The sequence below is a fragment of the Pseudomonas sp. McL0111 genome, from assembly GCF_052567255.1.
In genome coordinates this window covers 1,310,247-1,330,118 of the sequence record NZ_CP199585.1, presented here as the reverse complement: position 1 = coordinate 1,330,118, position 19,872 = coordinate 1,310,247, and the positions used below count along the sequence as shown (strand labels likewise).

Genomic DNA, 19,872 nt, shown 5'->3' with positions numbered 1-19,872 from the left:
GTTTGAAGATGCCTTTGATTTCGCGTTTCATCCTTCTGCTGGGAGTGCTGCTGATCAGCGCCTGTGCCCAGCAAGCCCCGGCCTTCGCGCCGCCGTCCGAACGACCGGTGGCGGCCAGCGAGAAACCGTGGCCGAAAAATCATGTGTTGGGCATCGCCTATCACGACATCGAAGACCGCGATCCCGATCAAGCCGTGGTGGCGGTGCGCACCGAACGCATGATCGAGCAACTCGCCTGGCTGCGGGAGAACGGCTACAAACCGGTGACGGTCGACCAGATCATGGCGGCGCGCAAGGGTGGCCCCGAGCTGCCGGCCAAAGCGATTCTGCTGAGTTTCGACGACGGCTATTCAAGCTTCTATACCCGCGTGCTACCGGTTTTGCGCGCCTACAACTGGCACGCGCTTTTGGCGCCGGTCGGCACCTGGATCGATACACCGCTGAACCAGCCGGTGGACTTCGCCGGTACGCCGCGTGCGCGCTCCGACTTCCTGACCTGGGATCAGGTGCGGGAAATCTCGCAATCCGGGCTGGTGGAAATTGCCGCTCACACCGATGCCAGCCACAAAGGCATCCTCGCTAACCCGCAGGGCAACATGCAGCCTGCGGCGGCGACCCGGCGCTATGACCCGGTGACCAAACGCTACGAATCCGAAGAGGATTTCCGTGCACGGATTCGTACCGACGTGGCTACCATCTCGGAAAAAATCCGCAAGGTCACCGGTTACAAACCGCGCATCTGGGTCTGGCCGTACGGCACGGCGGACGGTACTTCGTTGACCGTGGTCGGCGAGCAGGGCTACGAAATGGCCCTGACCCTCGACGACGGTCTCGACGCCCTCGACAACCTGATGAGCAGCCCGCGTTTCCTCGTCGCCTCCGATCCTGACGGCGAGCATTTTGCCAACAGCGTCGTCGCGGTGCAGTCCGATTTCGCCATGCGCGTGGTGCATGTCGATCTGGACAACGTTTACGACCCTGACCCGGCGCAACAGGACATCAACCTCGGCAAACTGGTGCAGCGCATGGCTGACCTAGGTGCCAATACGGTATTCCTGCAAGCCTTCGCCGATCCTAAGGGTGACGGCCTGGTGCACTCGCTGTACTTCCCCAATCGTCATCTGCCGGTGCGTGCGGATCTTTTCGACCGCGTGGCCTGGCAACTGCGCACTCGGGCCCATGTGAAAGTCTTCGCGTGGATGCCGGTGCTGAGTTTCGGCCTCGACGCCAAGTTGCCACGCGTGACCCGTTGGGACCCGAAAACCGGTACCACTTCGGTGGACCCGGATCAGTACAAGCGTCTGTCGCCATTCGATCCCGAAGTACGGCGGATCATCGGTGAAATCTACGAAGACGTGGCACGCCTGACCTCTGTGGACGGCATTCTCTATCACGATGACGCAGTGCTTTCGGACTTTGAAGACGCCAGTCCCGAGGCGCTGAAGGCTTACGCGGCGCACGGTTTGCCGGGTTCGATTGCCGCGCTTCGCGATGATCCGGCGGCGATGCAGCGCTGGACGCGCTTCAAGAGCCGCTACCTGATCGACTTCACCAACGAGCTGACAGCCAAGGTCCGCGCCATTCGTGGCCCGCAGGTACTGACCGCGCGCAACATCTTTGCCGAACCGATGCTCAACCCGGCCAGCGAAGCGTGGTTTGCGCAGAACCTCGATGACTTCCTCGTGACCTACGACTGGACGGCGCCGATGGCCATGCCGCTCATGGAAAAACAGACCCAGGCGCAATCCGGCCCATGGCTGGAGGCGCTGGTCGCCACCGTGAAGAAACGCCCCGGTGCGCTGGATCGCACCGTGTTCGAATTGCAGGCCAGGGACTGGACGAAGAAGGATCAGGCCGACATCGATGGTGCGCAACTGGCGGACTGGATGGGCCGCCTCAAGCGTCAGGGTGCAACCAGCTTCGGTTACTACCCGGACAACTTCCTCGACAACCTGCCGGACCTGAAAACCGTGCGGCCTGCGCTCTCCAACAAATGGAACCCATGACATGCTGGATAGACTGTTAGCCCTGCTTGTTCTGGCGATCGTCCTCGGCGTCCCGCTGGGGCTGATCTTCCTGGTGACCGGGCAGTTCCTGATGGACTTCGTGTTTTTCTACCCGTTGTTCATGTCCGGGCTGTGGATTGCCGGTGGCCTGTATTTCTGGCTGCACTGGGAACGGCACTGGCCGTGGAAGGACGACACCTTGCCGCCGCCACTGGCCGGCGAGCCGCTGATTTCGATTCTGATCCCTTGCTACAACGAAGGTGACAACGCCGCCGATACCATTCACGCCGCGCTGGCCCAGCATTACCCGAACATCGAAGTCATCGCGATCAACGACGGTTCCAAGGACAACACCGCGCAAGTGCTCGATGCGCTCGCCAAGGAAGATCCACGTCTGCGGGTTCTGCATCTGGCGGAAAACCAGGGCAAGGCTGTCGCCCTGCGCATGGGCGCCATCGCCGCCCGTAGTGAATATCTGGTGTGCATCGACGGTGATGCGCTGCTCGCGCCGAACACTGCGGCCTATCTGGTAGCGCCAATGCTCGACAACGCACGCCTTGGTGCGGTGACCGGCAACCCACGGATTCGTACGCGTTCGACGCTGGTCGGACGGGTGCAGGTCGGTGAGTTCTCTTCGATCATCGGTCTGATCAAACGCACGCAGCGGGTATTCGGGCGAATCTTCACGGTGTCCGGGGTGATCGTCGCGTTCCGCCGTACGGCGTTGAACCGGGTCGGCTACTGGAGCCCGGACATGATCACCGAAGACATCGATATCAGCTGGAAGCTGCAACTCGACCACTGGAGCATCTTTTACGAACCGCGTGCGCTGTGCTGGATTCTGATGCCGGAAACCCTCGGCGGATTGTGGAAGCAGCGCCTGCGCTGGGCGCAGGGTGGCGCGGAAGTGTTGTTCAAGAATATTCGCGGTATCTGGCAGTACCGCCACCGTTATCTGTGGCCATTGCTGTTCGAGTATTGCCTGTCGACCGGTTGGGCATTCACCTTTCTGTTGTCGGTGATTTTCTGGGGTGTCGGCAAGTTTGTGGTCATGCCGGAAGCCATCGCCGTCGATCACCTGATGCCTCCGGCGTTTACCGGGTTGTTGCTGGCGTTCGTTTGTCTGGTGCAGTTCGCGATCAGCATCATCATCGATCGGCGTTACGAACCGGGTCTGGGCAAAACCATGTTCTGGGTGGTCTGGTATCCCCTGGTGTTCTGGTTTATCAGCCTGCTCACCACGCTGGTCAGCTTTCCCAAAGTGCTGTTCGGCCAACATCAGAAACGTGCGCGCTGGGTCAGTCCTGACCGGGGCATCAAACCGGTCGGCGATGACGAAGAGGAGGTTATCAAATGAAAATCATCCGGACTCGCCAGCGGCCGTTCCTGGTCGTGATCGACGTGATCCTCACGCTGCTGGCCTGGGTTGGCCTGCTGTTTCTGCTGGTCAGAGGGCTGTGGCCACTGATCGAAACCCATGCGGGCGGGCCGCGCATCGACAACTCGGCGTTCGAAGCGCTGGGCACCCTGCATATTTATCTGTGGGTAGCGTTGGTCAACGCGGTGATCCTGATTTCCTGGGCGCGTTATCAACAGCGTAAAAGCCGCAGCTTCGCTCAGCGGCGTTTGCCGGCGCCGGTGGTTGATGACGATGGGCTGAGCAAGAGTTTCAGACTCAACGATGACCGTTTGCAGAAACTGCGCACGCCCGGGGTGATGACCATTCACAACGATCAGGAAGGCGACATCAGCCATGTGGTGACGCATTTCTGGCCGGTTGAACAGGCCGAGTTGCCGCCGCCGCTGGCGCCGCTGGAAAATCCGCGGACGATCTTTCTGCATGCCGAGGATGATGATAATCGTGAACCGTCGAACCGCTGAGTCGGTTTTTCGTTAGTCGCGGATCAGTTTCCAGGCTTCATCCATGGGCAGTGGTTGTTTCATGCGTTCGGCGAGCATTGCCATTGCCCGCTCTTTCTCGCAGGCGATCGCGGCCACCACGAGGCCCTTGTTGCCGAACAGGCCAATGAAGGGCGGTTGCTCGGGCTCTCCGATGAACTCGATCTGATCCCATTGCTCGGCGTGGCCCAGATAGTCGTAGTTCTTGCCGAAATGCCAGGTCCAGAAAAACGGCACGTCGAGATAGTGTTCCTCGGCGCCGAGCATATTGGCAGCAGCGATTCGCGCATGCTGTTGGGCGAGGCGCCAGTGTTCGATGCGTTGTGGCTGACCGTTTAACGGGAAGGTGGCGATGTCGCCAACCGCCCACAGGCCATCGGTCACGCGCATACCGCCGTCGACGCGCAATGACAGGTCTTTTTCTCTTGGCAACGCGGCAAAAGCTTCAGTCGCCGGGCGCACGCCGATCCCGGTCAGAACCAGATCCGCAGCGATGCGCAAGCCATTGTCGAGCAGCACCGCTTCGACTTTACCGTCGCCGACGATTTCCTGGGCTTGGTGTTCGGTGATGAATTTCACGCCGTGGTCTTCATGCCGTTGGCGGATCGCTTTGCCCACGGCTTCGCCGAATTGCGCGGCGAAAGGAATGGCATGTCGTGCGAGCACAGTGACTTCGAGGCCGTATTGGCGCAGCGCCGAGGCGCATTCCATTGCAATGAAGCTGTCACCGATGATCACTGCCCGTTGTCCGGGTTCGGTGCCGCGCATGATCTGTTCGGCCTGCTGCCTTGAGCGCAGGACAAACACTTGCGGCAGATCGGCACCCGGCAACTCCAGTGTGTTGGGTGTGGCGCCGGTAGCCAGAACTGCCGCGTCATATTGCAGGTTTTGGCCATCGTTCAGATGCAGGGTTTTCGCTTGAGCATCAATCGACGTTATTTCGCCGTGAATTCGTTCGATGCGTTGTTCTTGGTAGAAGCCTTGATCGCGCAATGCGGGTGTCTCTGAGGCCGACATGTCCCCGGCGAGTACAAACTTGCTCAACACCGTGCGGTCGTAACCGGCCTCGGGCTCGTGATCGATCATCACGATGCGTCCGCCAAAACCCTTCTCGCGCAGTGCCGCGGCACACGCGGTACCTGCCGCCCCGGCACCGGCGATGATGAACGTGCGGGAATCATCCGCGGCTGGAGCGTGCGGATCGGAAATCGGCTGGTCATCGACCCAGACTTCGTCGCCGCGCAGTTCCAATGGATAACGCTTGAGACTGTCGAGGGCCGGCGGCTCGCACAGCCTGCCGTCCTCGGCGCGGAACGCAGCCTTGTGCCATGGGCAAATCAGACGTCCGTGACACAACGCACCGTCAGCCAATGGCGCGCCGGCGTGTGGGCATTCGCCCTGAAAGGCGCGTAATTGGCCTGCGACGCGTAACAGTACGATCTTGCAATCACCGATCTGCACTTGCAGGCCATGGTCTTCAGGAACATCGGCGAAACGGGCGACATGGTGCAGGGACATATTCGGCTTCCTCGCGGGCATTTCTCTTACGAGTTTGCGGCGCAGTGCGAGGTTCAGCCAATTGCCACTGCCACGGCACGAACGGTACAGCTATAGTTTGCAAGCCGACGACGGCCCAACTGCACAAGGTGCTCCCGGAATGACCCGATTGACCACTCTCAACCCTTGGCTGGCGGCCCTTGCCGTCGCCCTTTGCGTGCAGTTTCCGGCGCAGGCCCAGGAGCGCTTCACCCTCAGCATCCCCGGCGTTTCGGATAACCGCCTGTTCACCGCGGCTGCGGCCAGCGACGCGGCAGGCTGCGGCGGCAAGAACCAGTCGCCGGCGCTGAGCTGGAATGCCGGACCGGCAGCCACCCAAAGCTATGCGATCGTCATGCACGATCCGGATGGCCAGAAAGGCCTGGGCGTCGATCACTGGATTCACTACGGCATCAAAGCCACCACCCGGCAGATCCCGGCGGGTGTCGGTGCCAAGTCCGCTTTCGAAGGCGTCGGCGGCACCAACAGCAAAGGCAATACGCACTACATGGGCCCTTGCCCGCCGACCGGCGACAGCGCGCACCACTACATCATTCAGATCTACGCCCTTGATCTGGCTCCAGACGCGTTGCCGGCCGGTCTGACCCGCGCCGAGCTGATGGAAAAAATCAAAGGTCATGTGCTGCGCAACAGCAGTGCGGTACGGCGTTATCACCGCTGAAAATATTTTCAGCGGGGTTTAACCCGAACTGAAGGGGCGGCCCGTCTCAGAGGATGAATGGATCAATTTCATCCCGAGGTCAGCCCCCATGTCTCTCCCTGTATCTTTCCTGCGGCCCGTGGCGGTCGGCGTATTGCTCGCCGTTGCTGGCTGCGGCGTTACTTCCGATCCGCAATCTGCCGCCGTTCCCGCGCCAGCGCAGCCGCAAGTGTTGATTCAACATGAAGCGCTCAAGGCTGATGTGGCGATGGCCAAGCGCAGTGCGGGTGCAGCGCCGATGGCCAGTTTTGCGCCAATGCCGGCAGGCGAAAGTTATCCACAGGGCTATCGCGACGAGCAGCGCGAGCAATATCAAGCGCTGGCCGACAACCCGATCCATTCCGTCGCCGAAACCCCGGTCTCCACTTTCAGTGCCGACGTCGATACCGGCGCCTACGCCAACGTCCGCCGTTTGCTCAATCAGGGCCGCTTGCCGCCGGAAGGCGCGGTGCGGCTGGAGGAAATGGTCAATTATTTTCCCTACGACTACGCACTGCCCAGCGATGGCTCGCCGTTCGGCGTGACCACCGAACTGGCCGCCACCCCGTGGAATGCGCACACGCGATTGCTGCGAGTAGGCATCAAGGCCTCTGACCGTGCGGTGGCGGAGCTGGCTCCGGCGAATCTGGTGTTTCTAGTGGATGTGTCCGGTTCGATGGATCGCCGCGAAGGCCTGCCGCTGGTTAAAAGCACCCTGAAACTGCTGGTTGATCAGTTACGCGAACAGGATCGGGTGTCGCTGGTGGTGTATGCCGGCGAATCGCGCGTGGTGCTGGAGCCCACATCCGGTCGCGAAAAAGCCAAAATTCGTACCGCCATCGAGCAACTGACGGCGGGTGGTTCTACGGCAGGCGCTTCCGGTATCGAACTCGCCTATCAGATGGCGCAACAGGCGTTCATCGCCAAAGGCATCAACCGCATCCTGCTGGCCACCGATGGTGACTTCAATGTCGGTGTCAGCGACTTCGACAGCTTGAAACAAATGGCTGTGGATAAGCGCAAGACCGGGATTTCCCTGACGACCCTGGGTTTCGGTGTGGATAACTACAATGAACACTTGATGGAACAACTGGCCGACGCCGGTGACGGCAACTATGCCTACATCGACAACCTGCGCGAGGCGCGCAAAGTGCTGGTCGATCAGCTCGCTTCGACCCTCGCGGTGGTGGCGAAAAACGTCAAGTTGCAGGTGGAGTTCAACCCTGCGCAGGTCAGTGAATACCGGTTGCTCGGCTACGAAAACCGCGCGCTCAAGCGTGAGGATTTCAGCAACGACAAGGTCGATGCCGGTGAAATCGGTGCAGGACACACGGTGACAGCGCTGTATGAAATTGTCCCGACAGGCGAGAAGGGCTGGCTGGAGCCGCTGCGCTACGGCAAGGCTGCTGTCGCAATGTCTGAAAACACAGGAGAGATGGCGATGCTGCGTGTGCGATATCAGTCGCCGGAAGGTGGGAAAAGTCTTTTGATCGAGCACCCGATCAGCAATCAGGTCAACCCGGCCAGCGAGGATCTGCGTTTTGCCGCTGCGGTCGCGGCGTTTTCCCAGCAACTCAAGGACGGTCGCTATACCGGCGATTTCAGCCTGCAAGACACCGAAAAACTGGCCCGAAGTGCGCGGGGCGATGATCGTTTCGGTCTGCGCAATGAGTTCGTGCAACTGGTGGAACTGGCGCAGAGCCTGCGTACTTCAACCGCATCGAACGTGATGCCGACCGAACGACGGATTGAATAGTGAGCCGTTTGAAAGGTTTTATCAGTCAGCTGTTTGCCCCCGCAGACAGCCCCGCCGCCAGCAGCGATGAGTCGTTGCTGGCGCGTTATCGTGAAGGCGACGGTGTGGCGTTCGAGATTTTGTACGCCCGCCATCGCCAGGGTTTGTATCGGTTCTTGCTGGGTTTGAGTGGCAAGCCAGAACTGGCTGAAGAGGTCTATCAGGAAACCTGGCTGAGTCTGATCCGCAGCAGCAGTCAGCCACAGGGGCGGGCGACATTTCGTACGTGGCTGTTCCAGATTGCCCGCAATCGATTGATCGATCACTGGCGCAAGCACGGCGTCCATCAACCTTTGCATGACAGCTATGACGAGCAGGTTCACGCTGTCAGCGATGAGGAAAGTGATCCCGAGCAATTACTGAATCTCAGCCGTGACAGCCAACGCCTGGAAAATGCCCTGCAAATCCTGCCCGCTGACCAGCGTGAAGTCTTTCTGCTGCGTGCCCACGGCGATCTTGATCTGGCGCAAATCGCCAGCCTCACCGAAACACCGCTGGAAACAGTCAAAAGCCGTTTGCGCTACGCCCAGCAAAAGCTGCGTCGGCTGCTGGCCGAGGAGGTACTGACATGACTGACGCCCGCCCGACACCCGAAGAACAACTGCTCAAGCACTATCGTGAGCAACACAACGCTGAGCCATCGGCGCGTCTTGATGCCTTTATTCTTGATGCCGCCCACCGGCAAACCCCGGCGCCGAAGCCGAGCCTGTGGCAGCGCTGGCTGCAAGCCTGTCAGAGACCGCGTTATCAAGTGGCGTTCGCCAGCCTGGTCGGCGTGGCATTGATGTTGTCACTGGTGCAGCGCGCTCCCGAGCCGCTACCCCAATACGACTTCGCCCCGGCCGCGAAACCCGCTGCACCGCTGGCTAAAAAACAAGCGCCGGAAGCGCAATCGCTGGCCGCACCGGCAGGCGGCATGCGCGCTCCCGCGCCGATGATGGAAATGGCCGCACCGATGCAAAGCGAAGCGATCAGCGCGGACATGGCCGACCAAGCCAAGACCAGCAAACGCGCCGCCGCCCCGGCCAATGGCTTGGACCAGCAACTACAAGAAGTCCTGCGCCTGCGTGAATCCGGGCAGTCGCAAGCGGCCGATACGCTGTTCAACAACCTGCACAAACGCTACCCCAACGCCGATCTCGACGCACGACTCAAACAATTACAAGAAAACTGATCACAGCAACCCCCAGCAATTTGGCATTGCCCCGCAAAAACGCGCACTATCGGGGCATTGCCGATGCGCTGGAGAACAAAGTGGCACCGAAAATCGACCGCATCGCCCAACTCCTCAACTGCCCGGAAAAGGGCGAGGAGATGCGGCGAGCGATTACCGAAGCTCGTAAGGAATTTCTGCTGAACCAATCGGAAGAAGACGTGCTGGAAGAGGACGTTTATGACGAGGAGGTTGAGGAGGAAGAAGACGAGGATGAGGATTACGACGAGTTTGATTGGACGACGGAGTGAGGGTGATTTGCCGATCATTCGCGTTTATACATATCCAAACCTCTGTTCCGGTGGCTTCCGACATGCTGGAGCTTCGCCTTTGATTACCCCCGCCTGCGATTGATTCCTGACGTTACGCCGATCATTTGCTCGTTGACCCTCAACTTCAAAAAAGAGCACTATAAGGTACTATTTTTTGTACCTTTGGAGGCGTCATGGAGCAACTGCTTGCTAGCCGCTCGGTGAGTATCACCGAACTGAAACGCAGCCCCAGCACTGTGATCGAGCAGGCCGGCTTAGAGCCCATCGCCGTTCTCAACCATAATCGTCCCGCTGCCTACCTGCTGGCGCATGCGACTTATCAGGAATTGCTGGATCGTCTGCGAGCCGCTGAATTGCGCGAGGCGATTGCTGCAAGTCGCAATGATCCACGTCCGGCCGTGGCAGCCGACACCGTTTTTTCTGAGCTTGATGCGCTTATAGATGACATCGAATCAGAGCAAAATCGCCGATGAGGCGGTTGTTGTTTTCTGCACTTTCCCGCGACGATTTGCAGCAGATTGCCCGCTACATCTCTCGCGACAATCCTGGACGTGCCCGATCTTTCGTTAGCGAGTTGCGTGTGAGGTGTGAGCAGCTAACCACCCAGCCGAATCAAGGTGTTTCCCGAGAGGAATGTGCCAAGGGGCTGAAAATGATCACTCACGGCCGATACTTGATTTTCTACTCGATCGTAGAGGGCGACATCCTGATAGAGCGCGTTCTGCATAGCGCGCAAGACCTCGCCCGGCTCTTTGAACTCAACAGCAACAATCAGCCTTGAAAGACATCGCCCACAAAAAAGCCCCAGACCGTGAAATCTGAGGCTTTTTCGTTTCTATCTATGGTGCACCAGGCGGGATTCGAACCCACGACCCCTGCCTTCGGAGGGCAGTACTCTATCCAGCTGAGCTACTGGTGCAGCGGGCGACATCATACCTAGGTCGGCTCGGGGCGTCCATGCTGGGTTTTAGCACGTATTGTCAGTGCGAATGTCGGATCAGCGGCTGCATTCCATAAAGCTGTAACGTTCTGCAAAAGGCTCGTTTGGCGCTTTGGCGGGACTGATCTATCGTTTGCCTGCGACCGGGGCTTTTGGCTCGTTGATCTGAAAAATTCAGCAAAAGCGGCGTTTTTGTTCTTTTTTTCGAACGGCCTATTGTCCTTTACCCCCTTTGATCCTAGGATTCGTTTGAGATTTCAAACGCTCTTTGACCGGGTGCCGAGCCGCACGTGTTGCTAGCCGTGCGCTGATAAAGTGCTTCAACCCGGTAATGATTTCCCTGACGGCAGCCTTGCGAGGCGCCTTTCTACAATCATAATTCTGCTCCGCGTCTGTCGCGGTGCTGTTAAGGAAAGCCGACATGCAGCTCAAAGACACCCAGTTGTTCCGCCAGCAAGCCTTCATTGATGGCGCTTGGGTAGACGCGGACAACGGTCAGACGATCAAGGTCAACAACCCGGCAACTGGCGAGATCCTCGGCACCGTGCCAAAGATGGGCGCTGCCGAAACCCGCCGCGCCATCGAAGCCGCCGACAAGGCACTGCCGGCCTGGCGTGCACTGACCGCCAAGGAACGTGCGGGCAAACTGCGTCGCTGGTTCGAACTGATGATCGAGAACCAGGACGACCTGGCTCGCCTGATGACCCTCGAGCAGGGCAAGCCGCTGGCCGAAGCCAAGGGCGAAATCGTTTACGCCGCTTCGTTCATCGAGTGGTTCGCCGAAGAAGCCAAGCGCATCTATGGCGACGTGATCCCGGGCCACCAGCCGGACAAGCGTCTGATCGTGATCAAGCAGCCAATCGGCGTTACCGCGGCCATCACGCCGTGGAACTTCCCGGCCGCGATGATCACCCGTAAAGCCGGCCCGGCACTGGCCGCTGGCTGCACCATGGTGCTCAAGCCTGCTTCGCAAACCCCATTCTCCGCATTCGCTCTGGCCGAACTGGCCCAGCGTGCCGGCATTCCTGCGGGCGTGTTCAGCGTTGTTTCCGGCAGCGCCGGCGACATCGGCAGCGAGCTGACCAGCAACCCGATCGTGCGCAAACTGTCCTTCACCGGCTCGACCGAAATCGGTCGTCAACTGATGGCTGAATGCGCCAAGGACATCAAGAAAGTCTCGCTGGAACTGGGCGGCAACGCGCCGTTCATCGTGTTCGACGACGCGGACCTGGATAAGGCCGTCGAAGGCGCGATCATTTCCAAGTACCGCAACAACGGCCAGACCTGCGTTTGCGCCAACCGTCTGTACATTCAGGATTCGGTCTATGACGCGTTCGCCGAGAAGCTGAAAGTGGCAGTCGCCAAACTGAAGATCGGCAACGGTCTGGAAGACGGCACCACCACTGGCCCGCTGATCGACGAAAAAGCCGTGGCCAAGGTCAAAGAGCACATCGCTGACGCTGTGGCCAAAGGCGCAACCGTGCTGGCCGGTGGCAAGCAGATGGAAGGCAACTTCTTCGAGCCAACCATCCTGACCAACGTGCCGAAAAACGCAGCCGTGGCCAAGGAAGAAACCTTCGGCCCACTGGCGCCGCTGTTCCGCTTCAAAGACGAAGCCGAAGTGATCGCGATGTCCAACGACACCGAGTTCGGTCTGGCCTCGTACTTCTATGCTCGCGACCTGGGCCGTGTGTTCCGTGTGGCTGAAGCCCTGGAATACGGCATGGTCGGCGTCAACACCGGGCTGATCTCCAACGAAGTCGCGCCGTTCGGCGGCATCAAGGCCTCGGGCCTGGGCCGTGAAGGCTCCAAGTACGGCATCGAAGATTACCTGGAAATCAAATACCTCTGCCTGGGCATCTAAGCCCGGCCTGGCATTGCTATAAACGCAAAGGGCACGAGAGCGCTGTCCCTTTGCGTCGCTTCAAACCGGAATTTTCTCTGCGGCCGGGAACGCCGTGGCAGTCGATCATCGCATGCTGCCACCGTCGATTCCTCCCGCTTAATCCTTGAACCACGCCGCCCGATGAGCGGCGAATGAGGACTGTAATGAGCAAGACTAACGCTGAACTGATGGCCCGCCGTACCGCAGCTGTTCCACGTGGTGTAGGCCAGATTCACCCGATCTTCGCCGAGTCGGCAAAGAACGCGACCGTGACTGACGTTGAAGGTCGTGAATTCATCGACTTCGCCGGCGGTATCGCTGTACTGAACACCGGCCATTTGCACCCGAAAATCATCGCCGCCGTGACCGAGCAACTGAACAAGTTGACTCACACCTGCTTCCAGGTGCTGGCCTACGAGCCGTACGTTGAGCTGTGCGAAAAAATCAACGCCAAGGTGCCAGGTGATTTCGACAAGAAAACCCTGCTGGTCACCACCGGTTCCGAAGCTGTAGAAAACGCCGTGAAAATCGCCCGTGCCGCCACTGGCCGTGCTGGCGTGATCGCTTTCACCGGTGCTTACCACGGTCGCACCATGATGACTCTGGGTCTGACCGGTAAAGTCGTGCCTTACTCGGCCGGCATGGGCCTGATGCCAGGCGGCATCTTCCGCGCGCTATACCCGAACGAACTGCACGGCGTGAGCGTTGATGATTCGATCGCTTCCATCGAACGCATCTTCAAGAACGACGCCGAGCCGAAAGACATCGCTGCGATCATCATCGAGCCAGTTCAGGGCGAAGGTGGTTTCTACGTTGCGCCGAAAGAATTCATGAAGCGTCTGCGTGCCCTGTGCGACCAGCACGGCATCCTGCTGATCGCTGACGAAGTGCAGACCGGCGCTGGCCGTACCGGCACTTTCTTCGCCATGGAACAGATGGGCGTCAGCGCCGACCTGACCACTTTCGCCAAATCCATCGCTGGCGGCTTCCCGCTGGCCGGTGTTTGCGGTAAAGCCGAGTACATGGACGCCATCGCTCCAGGCGGCCTGGGCGGCACCTACGCCGGTAGCCCGATTGCTTGCGCCGCGGCTCTGGCCGTGATGGAAGTGTTCGAAGAAGAAAACCTGCTGGACCGCTGTAAGGCAGTCGGCGAGCGTCTGGTCACTGGCCTCAAAGCCATCCAGGCCAAGTACCCGGTGATCGGTGAAGTCCGTGCCCTGGGCGCGATGATCGCGGTCGAGCTGTTCGAAAACGGCGACAGCCACAAGCCAAACGCCGCTGCTGTGGCATCGGTTGTGGCCAAGGCTCGCGACAAGGGCCTGATCCTGCTGTCCTGCGGCACCTACGGCAACGTTCTGCGCGTACTCGTACCGCTGACCTCGCCGGACGAGCAACTGGACGCAGGTCTGGCGATCATCGAAGAGTGCTTCTCGGAGCTGTAAGCCCCGGCACTGTGTGATCGGATCGACAAAAAACCCGCTTCGGCGGGTTTTTTCATGCCCCTGAAACACTTCGACTGCTTTAGCGCTGTATCGAAAGGCCAGCATTGGCTAAGGTTCAGGCATTGCAAGGGAGAGCGCGCATGACTGCCGTTGTATTACCCGCCGTACCCCGAGTGCTGATCGCCGAGGCTGATCCGTGGTCTCGGGATCTGCTCAAACAAGTGCTGCTTAACGTACGTTGCGATGCGCGGCTGGATCTGTGTGCCGATGGTCAACAAGCTCTGTCGCTGCTCAGCGAAGTGCCGTATGACCTGGCGATTGTCGATTGGGAGTTGCCCGGCATTGATGGTCTGAGCGTGTTGCGCAGTGTGCGTCAGCGCAAACGCAATCCACCTCTGCCGTTCATTCTGATGAGCAGTCGCAACGACAGCGCCAGCGTGCGCGAAGCGTTGCCGTTGGCACCGACGGCGTACCTGACCAAACCGCTGAACATGGAGAGCCTGACCGAGCGCTTGCAGGGTTTGCTGCTGAATGCCGGTGAAGAGGTGTTCTGCGAAGTGCCGACGCTAGCGCCGGGCATGACCCTGTCGGTGTTCCTCGAACGGCGGCGCGAGCAAACCGATGGCGCGCCACTGATGACCGATGTGCAAGTGGCGGTCAAACGCAGTCTGAATCCCAATGGTCTGGATCTGAACCTGCTGGAGCAGGAAATTCGCACTGATCCGCAGATCACCGCCGTGCTGATCGCGGCGGCCAACAGTGCAGCGCAACATCAAAGCACGCCAGTGCAGACCTTGGGACAGGCGCTGCATCGGCTCGGCACCGGGCAGAGCATGAACCTGATTCTGGGGCTGGCGCTCAAGCGCAGTGCAAAACTCAGCGATCCTTGTCTGGCGGATTACGCCGAGCGTTATTGGGGCTTGTCACTGCACACCGCTGAATACGCGCGCACGTTGGCACGCCTGCTCGATCTGGATCAGGAACGCTGCTATTGCGCGGGGATGCTGCATCGACTGGGTGATCTGGCGTTGCTGCGCTGTTTGCAGGAATGGCAGCAGGCGGGCGGTGAGCTGGATGAACTGGAAGAGGTCGGCGAGGCGCTGGCGGAATTTGGTGCGGCTTACGGCTCGGCACTGCGAACCCGCTGGCGTCTGCCGCTCGAACTGCGTGAGTTGATTGCTTCGGTTTACCAGCTCGGTGGCGGCGTGTATTCCCGCGAAGCGCTGGTGATGAACATGGCGGCGCAGATGGCCCGATTGACCGAGCATGAAGGCGTGGAGGAGTTGGCGAAAAGCCGTACGGCACGACTGCTCAAGATCGGTCTGCCGGAACTGATGCGGATGCGTAAATAACCCCCCACCGCATAACTTGTGGGAGCTGGCTTGCCAGCGATGGCGGATTATTGGCCGACATCTTGGCTGGATGTGCTGGCCTCATCGCGGGCAAGCCCGGCTCCCACAGGTTTTTGGGTTGGGCTGCCTATGGGCTCAGCCAGAGACGATCCGGTTCTTGCCCTGGCGCTTGGCTTCATACATCGCCGCATCCGCGCGGGCGAACAGGCTGTCGAGGTTCTCGTCCTCGGGGGTGAGGCTGGTCAGGCCCTGGCTGACGGTGATGCCGAATGCCTGACCGTCATGGCTGAAGCTCAAGCGCTGAATTTCTCGTTGCAGTCGTTCGGCCACTTGCATGGCCATATCTGGCGCACACCCCGGGAACACGGCAGCAAATTCCTCACCACCAATTCGTCCGAACAGGTCACCGCGCCGCAGAGACGCTAACCCGCACTCGGCGATGCGTTGCAGGACGTTGTCGCCCTCGGGGTGACCGTAGGTGTCGTTGACGACCTTGAAGTCATCGATATCGAGTAGCAGAAAGGCCAGTGGCGCACCTTGCAAACGGGCCTGTTCGAACTCGCGGTTGGCGCATTCGAAGAAGTGCCGACGGTTGCTGCTCTGGGTCAGCACGTCGGTGGTGGCCAGGCGTTGCAGCTCGGTTTCCATCTGCTTCTTGTCGGTGATGTCTTCGGCGATGCCGACGATGATCACTGGCTGGCCGGGTTCTTCCTGGCGATTGATGAAGCACTTGTCGCTGAGCCAGCGCACCTGGCCATCGGCGGCGATGATCCGGTACTCGCGATCTTCCACCGCGCCTTTGTGCAGGACTTGGGCGAGGCTTTGCTCGGCGTAGTCCAGGTCGTCCGGATAGATGCTGTCACGCCATTGGTTGTAGTCCGCCAGCAACAGCCCTGCGGAGCGCCCGAAAATTCGTTCATAGGCCGGGCTGACGTACAGCACCTGACGGGTTTCCCAGTTGAAGGCCCAAAGCACCGCGTTGACGCTGACCAGCAAAGAGCTGAACAGTTGTTCCCGTTCGCTCAGGCGGGCGACCTCGCCTTGAGCGTGCATCAACGCCATGAGGGTTTGCGCGGCTTCGGGCCACTGCGGGAGGGATGAGTCTTTTTGATTGTTGTTGACCATCGACACTGTCTCAAAGGGCGTGCCGCGTATGACGACAGCGGCCACCAATAAGCCCGCCGGGGGTGGCGAAGTGTCTTTGAGATAGGGGTTTTTGAGCTAAGTTCCGCGCTTTGATAACGAGGGAGCTTGCTCCCGCCGGGCGGTACCGACACCGCGTTTTGTTTTTCAAAACGCGGTGTCAGGTTCTACGACTGCTGCGCAGCAGAGCGGGAGCAAGCTCCCTCGCCACAATCAGACGGCTGCAGGGCGCAGCGAGTAGGTTTTCAGCTGGTTGGCGAAGTCGCGCAGCGAATGGATGCCGCTGGACTCGGCCTCGTGAATCCATTCCTTCATCGCCGCGAGCATGTCGTGGCCATTTGCACTGGTCTTGACCCAGATCTGCTGCAGAGCCAGGCGTTTTTCGTAAATTACCTTCAGTGCCTGACTGTGTTCGAGCATGTTCTGGATGCGCAGGTGATGACGATCTTCGAGCAGGCTGGTTTCCCGCGACAGCAGGCGTTTGGCTCGGTGGAACTGGTCACGCACCGAGTGATCGACTTTGGCCAGTTCCTGTTTGACCAGCGGGCCAATCACCAGCTTGCGGTACTGGGCCATGATCTGGAAACGGTTGTTGAGGATCGCCATGGCGGTGTCCATGTCCAGATTGCCCTTGCCTTCGACGCGGTGGGCAATTGGCGCAACCCGCTGCACCTTGGCCAGACGCAGGAAGCTGAAGACTTTGATCCACGCCCAGCCGAGGTCGAACTCCCACTTCTTCACCGACAGTTTGGCCGAGTTAGGATAGGTGTGATGGTTGTTATGCAGTTCTTCGCCACCGATCAGGATGCCCCACGGCACCAGATTGGTTGCGGCATCGCGGCATTCGAAGTTGCGGTAGCCGACGGCATGGCCGAGACCATTGACGACGCCGGCAGCCCACACCGGAATCCACATCATCTGGATCGCCCAGATGGTGATGCCGATGGTGCCGAACAGCAGCAGGTCGATAACACCCATGATCGCCACACCCAGCAACGGATAACGGCTGTAGAGGTTACGTTCGATCCAGTCTTCCGGGCAGTTCTTGCCGTAGATGCGTAGGGTCTCGGGGTTTTCGGCTTCGGCGCGATACAACTCGGCACCTTTGCGCAGCACCGTGGACAGACCTTTGATCACCGGACTGTGCGGGTCATCTTCGGTTTCGCATTTGGCGTGGTGCTTGCGATGGATGGCCGTCCACTCGCGGGTGTTCTGCGCCGTGGTCAGCCACAGCCAGAAGCGGAAGAAATGTTTCAGGCCAGCATTCAGCTCCAGCGAGCGATGGGCCGAGTAACGGTGCAGATAGACCGTGACACCAATAATTGTCACGTGGGTCATCAGCAGGGTGACAGCGACCAATGACCAGGCCGACAAGCCAAGAAAACCTTCGTACCACATAGGCTATAGGGCCCTCGATAAAGATAAAAACAGCCGTTGCATTATCACTAAGCACACAGATAAAACCAGTCACCCTTTCAGATAAGAGTCGCTGGATGTTTCTTGACCTATAATTCCAACCTTTTTGTAAGGACATGGACAGCCGAATGCCTGCCATTTATCGCGATGCCATGCGTGCAGCGCTGCTTTACCTGGTGTTTGCCATAGTCTGGCTGCGCGGCACTGGTTACTTATTGAACAGTTTCTTTGATGAGTCTGTCGACCTGGAGCGTTGGCAACTGATCAACGGTTACGTCTGGGCGGCGATCAGCGCCGGGTTGATCTTTCTGGCTCGGGCCAAGTTGTGTGAGGTTTTGGGAATCGGCGCGCGTTTGCGCGAGCGTCAGGCAGATCGCGAACGCCTGCGCCAGGCGGCGGCGGTGTTCGATTGCACCCGTGAAGGCGTGCTGGTCACCGACCGCCAGGGCCTGATCGTGCACGTCAATCGTGCGTTCATCGAGATCACCGGCTATCAACGTGAAGAGGTCCTCGGCCATCAACCGAGCCTGTTCAAGTCCGGCCATCATCCACCGGGTTTCTATCAGGCGATGTTCGCCACGCTACAGAGTCAGGGTGAGTGGAGCGGGGAGATCTGGAACCGCCGCAAAAGTGGGGAAATCTACCCGCAATGGCAGACCATCCGTGTCATTCACGACGATCAGGGCCGGCTCAGTCATTACGTCGCGGTGTTCTCCGACATCAGTGCGATCAAGGATTCCGAGCACGAACTCAAGCACCTCGCGCATCACGATCCGCTGACCGATCTGCCCAACCGTCTGCTGTTCAGTGACCGTGCCGAACAGGCGCTGGCTTCGGCGCAGATCCACAAACGCGGCTGCGCCTTGCTGATGCTCGACCTTGATTACTTCAAGATGATCAACGACAGCCTCGGGCACAACGTCGGTGACAGCTTGCTCAAAGCGGTGGCAGTGCGGTTACAAGAGTTGTTCGGGCCGGGCATCACTCTGGCGCGGCTCGGCGGCGATGAGTTCGCGGTGCTGGCCGAAAGTTGCCCGCAACTGGTGCAGGCGGCAGCGCTGGCGCAGCGCATTCTCGATGCCCTCAAGGAGCGGTTCTGCATCAACGGTCATGAACTGTTTATCAACGCCAGCATCGGCATCAGCCTGTTCCCCAGCGATGCCTTGAGTGCCGAACAACTGCTGCGCAATGCCGATGCGGCGCTGTTCAAGGCCAAGAGCAACGGACGCAACGGCTACGCGCTGTACACCGAAGAACTCACTGCACATGCGCAGCGGCGGGTCGAGATCGCTTTCGAACTGCGCCGAGCGCTGGAGCAGCAGGAGTTACGCGTCTATTACCAACCGGTGCATGACCTGAAAAGCGGCCGGCTGATTGGCGTCGAGGCCTTGGTGCGCTGGCAGCATCCGCAGCGTGGTCTGGTGTCGCCAGCGGAGTTCATCCCGATTGCCGAGCGCACCGGACTGATCGCCGAAATCGACGCCTGGGTAATGCAGCAGGCCTGCCGGCAAATGTGCCAATGGCAGGAGGACGGCGTGGTGCTGTCGTTTATCGCGGTGAATGTCTCGTCACGGTTGTTCGCCCGTCGTGAGCTATATCAGCAGGTAGCGCAGGTGCTGCATGACACCGGACTGGACCCGGCGTATCTGGAACTGGAAGTGACTGAAAGCGCGGTGATGGAAGATCCGGAAGTGGCGCTGGAGCAGATGCATCACCTGCGTGAACTGGGGATTCGGCTGGCCATCGACGATTTCGGCACTGGCTATTCGTCGCTGCTGCGGCTCAAGCGCCTGCCGGTGCAGAAGCTCAAGATCGATCAGGGTTTCGTCGCCGGCCTGCCGTGGGATGAGGATGATGCGGCGATTGTCCGGGTGATCATCGCCCTGGCCCGCAGCATGGGCATGCAGGTGCATGCCGAGGGGATCGAACAGGCTGAGCAGGCGGCGTTTCTGTTGGGGCAGGAATGCGATCTGGGGCAGGGTTACTGGTTCGGACGGCCGATGCCGGCGCAGGATATTGATTGGACGAAGGCGCCAGTCATTGGCTGACAAGTCTGTTGAAGCTGAGCGCTGATCTTGTGGCGAGGGGATTTATCCCCGCTGGGTCGCGGAGCGGCCCCGTTCTTTATCCTGGTAGCAGGGGACTGCTGCGCAGTCCAACGGGGATAAATCCCCTCACCACGAGGTTTTCGCTACTCCACGGGGACGTGAACACCGCGCAAACCCTTGCCCCGCCACATAATGTTTTTCAGTTATATAAACATTCTTAAATAG

The 19,872-nt window shown here is 59.6% G+C and carries 17 protein-coding genes and 1 tRNA gene; 14 read left to right on the top strand and 4 right to left on the bottom strand.

Going from position 1 to position 19,872, the window contains the following annotated elements; genetic code table 11:
• Positions 1-8: 8 nt before the first annotated feature.
• Genes pgaB through pgaD form a run of 3 tightly spaced genes read left to right on the top strand, consistent with a single transcriptional unit; the run spans position 9 to position 3,887 of the window.
• Positions 9-2,006, top strand: coding sequence for a poly-beta-1,6-N-acetyl-D-glucosamine N-deacetylase PgaB (gene pgaB / locus ACTWLJ_RS06045; RefSeq protein WP_445180218.1), 1,998 nt, complete (start codon positions 9-11; stop codon positions 2,004-2,006).
• Between the two features lies 1 nt (position 2,007).
• Positions 2,008-3,363, top strand: coding sequence for a poly-beta-1,6-N-acetyl-D-glucosamine synthase (gene pgaC / locus ACTWLJ_RS06040; protein ID WP_401210838.1), 1,356 nt, complete (start codon positions 2,008-2,010; stop codon positions 3,361-3,363).
• Positions 3,360-3,887, top strand: coding sequence for a poly-beta-1,6-N-acetyl-D-glucosamine biosynthesis protein PgaD (pgaD, locus tag ACTWLJ_RS06035; RefSeq protein ID WP_445180217.1), 528 nt, complete (start codon positions 3,360-3,362; stop codon positions 3,885-3,887). Before pgaC ends, pgaD begins: the two co-directional genes overlap by 4 nt.
• Before the next feature lie 12 nt (positions 3,888-3,899).
• Here pgaD and ACTWLJ_RS06030 read toward each other — a convergent pair whose 3' ends face one another.
• Positions 3,900-5,423 (bottom strand): FAD-dependent oxidoreductase, encoded by a 1,524-nt coding sequence (locus tag ACTWLJ_RS06030; RefSeq protein WP_445180216.1) that lies wholly within the window; start codon positions 5,421-5,423, stop codon positions 3,900-3,902.
• A 139-nt stretch (positions 5,424-5,562) separates the two neighbouring features.
• Between ACTWLJ_RS06030 and ACTWLJ_RS06025 the strand changes: the two genes are divergently transcribed.
• The 7 genes from ACTWLJ_RS06025 to ACTWLJ_RS05995 all read left to right on the top strand — a co-directional run bounded on the left by ACTWLJ_RS06025 (position 5,563) and on the right by ACTWLJ_RS05995 (position 10,202).
• Entirely contained in the window at positions 5,563-6,123 is a 561-nt protein-coding gene (locus ACTWLJ_RS06025; protein WP_401210846.1) for a YbhB/YbcL family Raf kinase inhibitor-like protein, read from the top strand.
• A gap of 88 nt (positions 6,124-6,211) precedes the next feature.
• A complete protein-coding gene (locus tag ACTWLJ_RS06020) occupies positions 6,212-7,897 on the top strand; it encodes a vWA domain-containing protein (RefSeq protein WP_445180215.1) in 1,686 nt (561 codons plus the stop codon).
• A gap of 29 nt (positions 7,898-7,926) precedes the next feature.
• The gene (locus ACTWLJ_RS06015; RefSeq protein ID WP_445181321.1) at positions 7,927-8,508 is read left to right on the top strand and encodes an RNA polymerase sigma factor; all 582 of its coding nucleotides are present in this window, start codon (positions 7,927-7,929) and stop codon (positions 8,506-8,508) included.
• The gene (locus ACTWLJ_RS06010; RefSeq protein WP_445180214.1) at positions 8,505-9,110 is read left to right on the top strand and encodes a hypothetical protein; all 606 of its coding nucleotides are present in this window, start codon (positions 8,505-8,507) and stop codon (positions 9,108-9,110) included. The genes ACTWLJ_RS06015 and ACTWLJ_RS06010 overlap by 4 nt, the downstream gene beginning before the upstream one ends.
• Before the next feature lie 20 nt (positions 9,111-9,130).
• On the top strand, positions 9,131-9,400 hold the full coding sequence (locus ACTWLJ_RS06005; RefSeq protein ID WP_445180213.1) for a hypothetical protein: 270 nt from the start codon (positions 9,131-9,133) through the stop codon (positions 9,398-9,400).
• Positions 9,401-9,594: 194 nt separating this feature from the next.
• Positions 9,595-9,894, top strand: coding sequence for a type II toxin-antitoxin system Phd/YefM family antitoxin (locus ACTWLJ_RS06000; RefSeq protein WP_445180212.1), 300 nt, complete (start codon positions 9,595-9,597; stop codon positions 9,892-9,894).
• Between the two features lie 8 nt (positions 9,895-9,902).
• Positions 9,903-10,202 carry a type II toxin-antitoxin system RelE/ParE family toxin gene (locus tag ACTWLJ_RS05995; protein ID WP_445180211.1) on the top strand — a complete coding sequence of 100 codons (300 nt, stop codon included), beginning with the start codon at positions 9,903-9,905 and terminating at the stop codon, positions 10,200-10,202.
• A 61-nt stretch (positions 10,203-10,263) separates the two neighbouring features.
• Here ACTWLJ_RS05995 and ACTWLJ_RS05990 read toward each other — a convergent pair.
• Positions 10,264-10,340: transfer RNA gene (locus ACTWLJ_RS05990), tRNA-Arg, on the bottom strand.
• A 442-nt stretch (positions 10,341-10,782) separates the two neighbouring features.
• Between ACTWLJ_RS05990 and gabD the strand changes: the two genes are divergently transcribed.
• From gabD to ACTWLJ_RS05975, 3 genes are all read left to right on the top strand, one after another.
• A complete protein-coding gene (gene gabD / locus ACTWLJ_RS05985; RefSeq protein ID WP_401210863.1) occupies positions 10,783-12,225 on the top strand; it encodes an NADP-dependent succinate-semialdehyde dehydrogenase in 1,443 nt (480 codons plus the stop codon).
• 185 nt (positions 12,226-12,410) lie between these two features.
• Entirely contained in the window at positions 12,411-13,688 is a 1,278-nt protein-coding gene (gabT, locus tag ACTWLJ_RS05980; protein ID WP_401210866.1) for a 4-aminobutyrate--2-oxoglutarate transaminase, read from the top strand.
• Positions 13,689-13,828: 140 nt separating this feature from the next.
• The gene (locus ACTWLJ_RS05975; RefSeq protein ID WP_445180210.1) at positions 13,829-15,040 is read left to right on the top strand and encodes an HDOD domain-containing protein; all 1,212 of its coding nucleotides are present in this window, start codon (positions 13,829-13,831) and stop codon (positions 15,038-15,040) included.
• Positions 15,041-15,175: 135 nt separating this feature from the next.
• Here ACTWLJ_RS05975 and ACTWLJ_RS05970 read toward each other — a convergent pair whose 3' ends face one another.
• The gene (locus tag ACTWLJ_RS05970; protein WP_445180209.1) at positions 15,176-16,165 is read right to left on the bottom strand and encodes a GGDEF domain-containing protein; all 990 of its coding nucleotides are present in this window, start codon (positions 16,163-16,165) and stop codon (positions 15,176-15,178) included.
• 231 nt (positions 16,166-16,396) lie between these two features.
• Positions 16,397-17,581, bottom strand: a complete 1,185-nt coding sequence (desA, locus tag ACTWLJ_RS05965; RefSeq protein ID WP_445180208.1) for a delta-9 fatty acid desaturase DesA — start codon at positions 17,579-17,581, stop codon at positions 16,397-16,399.
• 146 nt (positions 17,582-17,727) lie between these two features.
• Here desA and dibA point away from each other — a divergent pair, with 146 nt between their 5' ends.
• Complete coding sequence (dibA, locus tag ACTWLJ_RS05960) at positions 17,728-19,647, top strand: phosphodiesterase DibA (RefSeq protein ID WP_445180207.1); 1,920 nt, start codon at positions 17,728-17,730, stop codon at positions 19,645-19,647.
• Positions 19,648-19,872 lie beyond the last annotated feature (225 nt).

Bases quoted from the DNA above. Each gene is read 5' to 3' on its own strand.
- pgaB (WP_445180218.1), top strand. From the start codon at position 9: ATGCCTTTGATTTCGCGTTTCATCCTTCTGCTGGGAGTGCTGCTGATC.
- pgaC (WP_401210838.1), top strand. From the start codon at position 2,008: ATGCTGGATAGACTGTTAGCCCTGCTTGTTCTGGCGATCGTCCTCGGC.
- pgaD (WP_445180217.1), top strand. From the start codon at position 3,360: ATGAAAATCATCCGGACTCGCCAGCGGCCGTTCCTGGTCGTGATCGAC.
- ACTWLJ_RS06030 (WP_445180216.1), bottom strand. From the start codon at position 5,423: ATGTCCCTGCACCATGTCGCCCGTTTCGCCGATGTTCCTGAAGACCAT.
- ACTWLJ_RS06025 (WP_401210846.1), top strand. From the start codon at position 5,563: ATGACCCGATTGACCACTCTCAACCCTTGGCTGGCGGCCCTTGCCGTC.
- ACTWLJ_RS06020 (WP_445180215.1), top strand. From the start codon at position 6,212: ATGTCTCTCCCTGTATCTTTCCTGCGGCCCGTGGCGGTCGGCGTATTG.
- ACTWLJ_RS06010 (WP_445180214.1), top strand. From the start codon at position 8,505: ATGACTGACGCCCGCCCGACACCCGAAGAACAACTGCTCAAGCACTAT.
- ACTWLJ_RS06000 (WP_445180212.1), top strand. From the start codon at position 9,595: ATGGAGCAACTGCTTGCTAGCCGCTCGGTGAGTATCACCGAACTGAAA.
- gabD (WP_401210863.1), top strand. From the start codon at position 10,783: ATGCAGCTCAAAGACACCCAGTTGTTCCGCCAGCAAGCCTTCATTGAT.
- gabT (WP_401210866.1), top strand. From the start codon at position 12,411: ATGAGCAAGACTAACGCTGAACTGATGGCCCGCCGTACCGCAGCTGTT.
- ACTWLJ_RS05975 (WP_445180210.1), top strand. From the start codon at position 13,829: ATGACTGCCGTTGTATTACCCGCCGTACCCCGAGTGCTGATCGCCGAG.
- ACTWLJ_RS05970 (WP_445180209.1), bottom strand. From the start codon at position 16,165: ATGGTCAACAACAATCAAAAAGACTCATCCCTCCCGCAGTGGCCCGAA.
- desA (WP_445180208.1), bottom strand. From the start codon at position 17,581: ATGTGGTACGAAGGTTTTCTTGGCTTGTCGGCCTGGTCATTGGTCGCT.
- dibA (WP_445180207.1), top strand. From the start codon at position 17,728: ATGCCTGCCATTTATCGCGATGCCATGCGTGCAGCGCTGCTTTACCTG.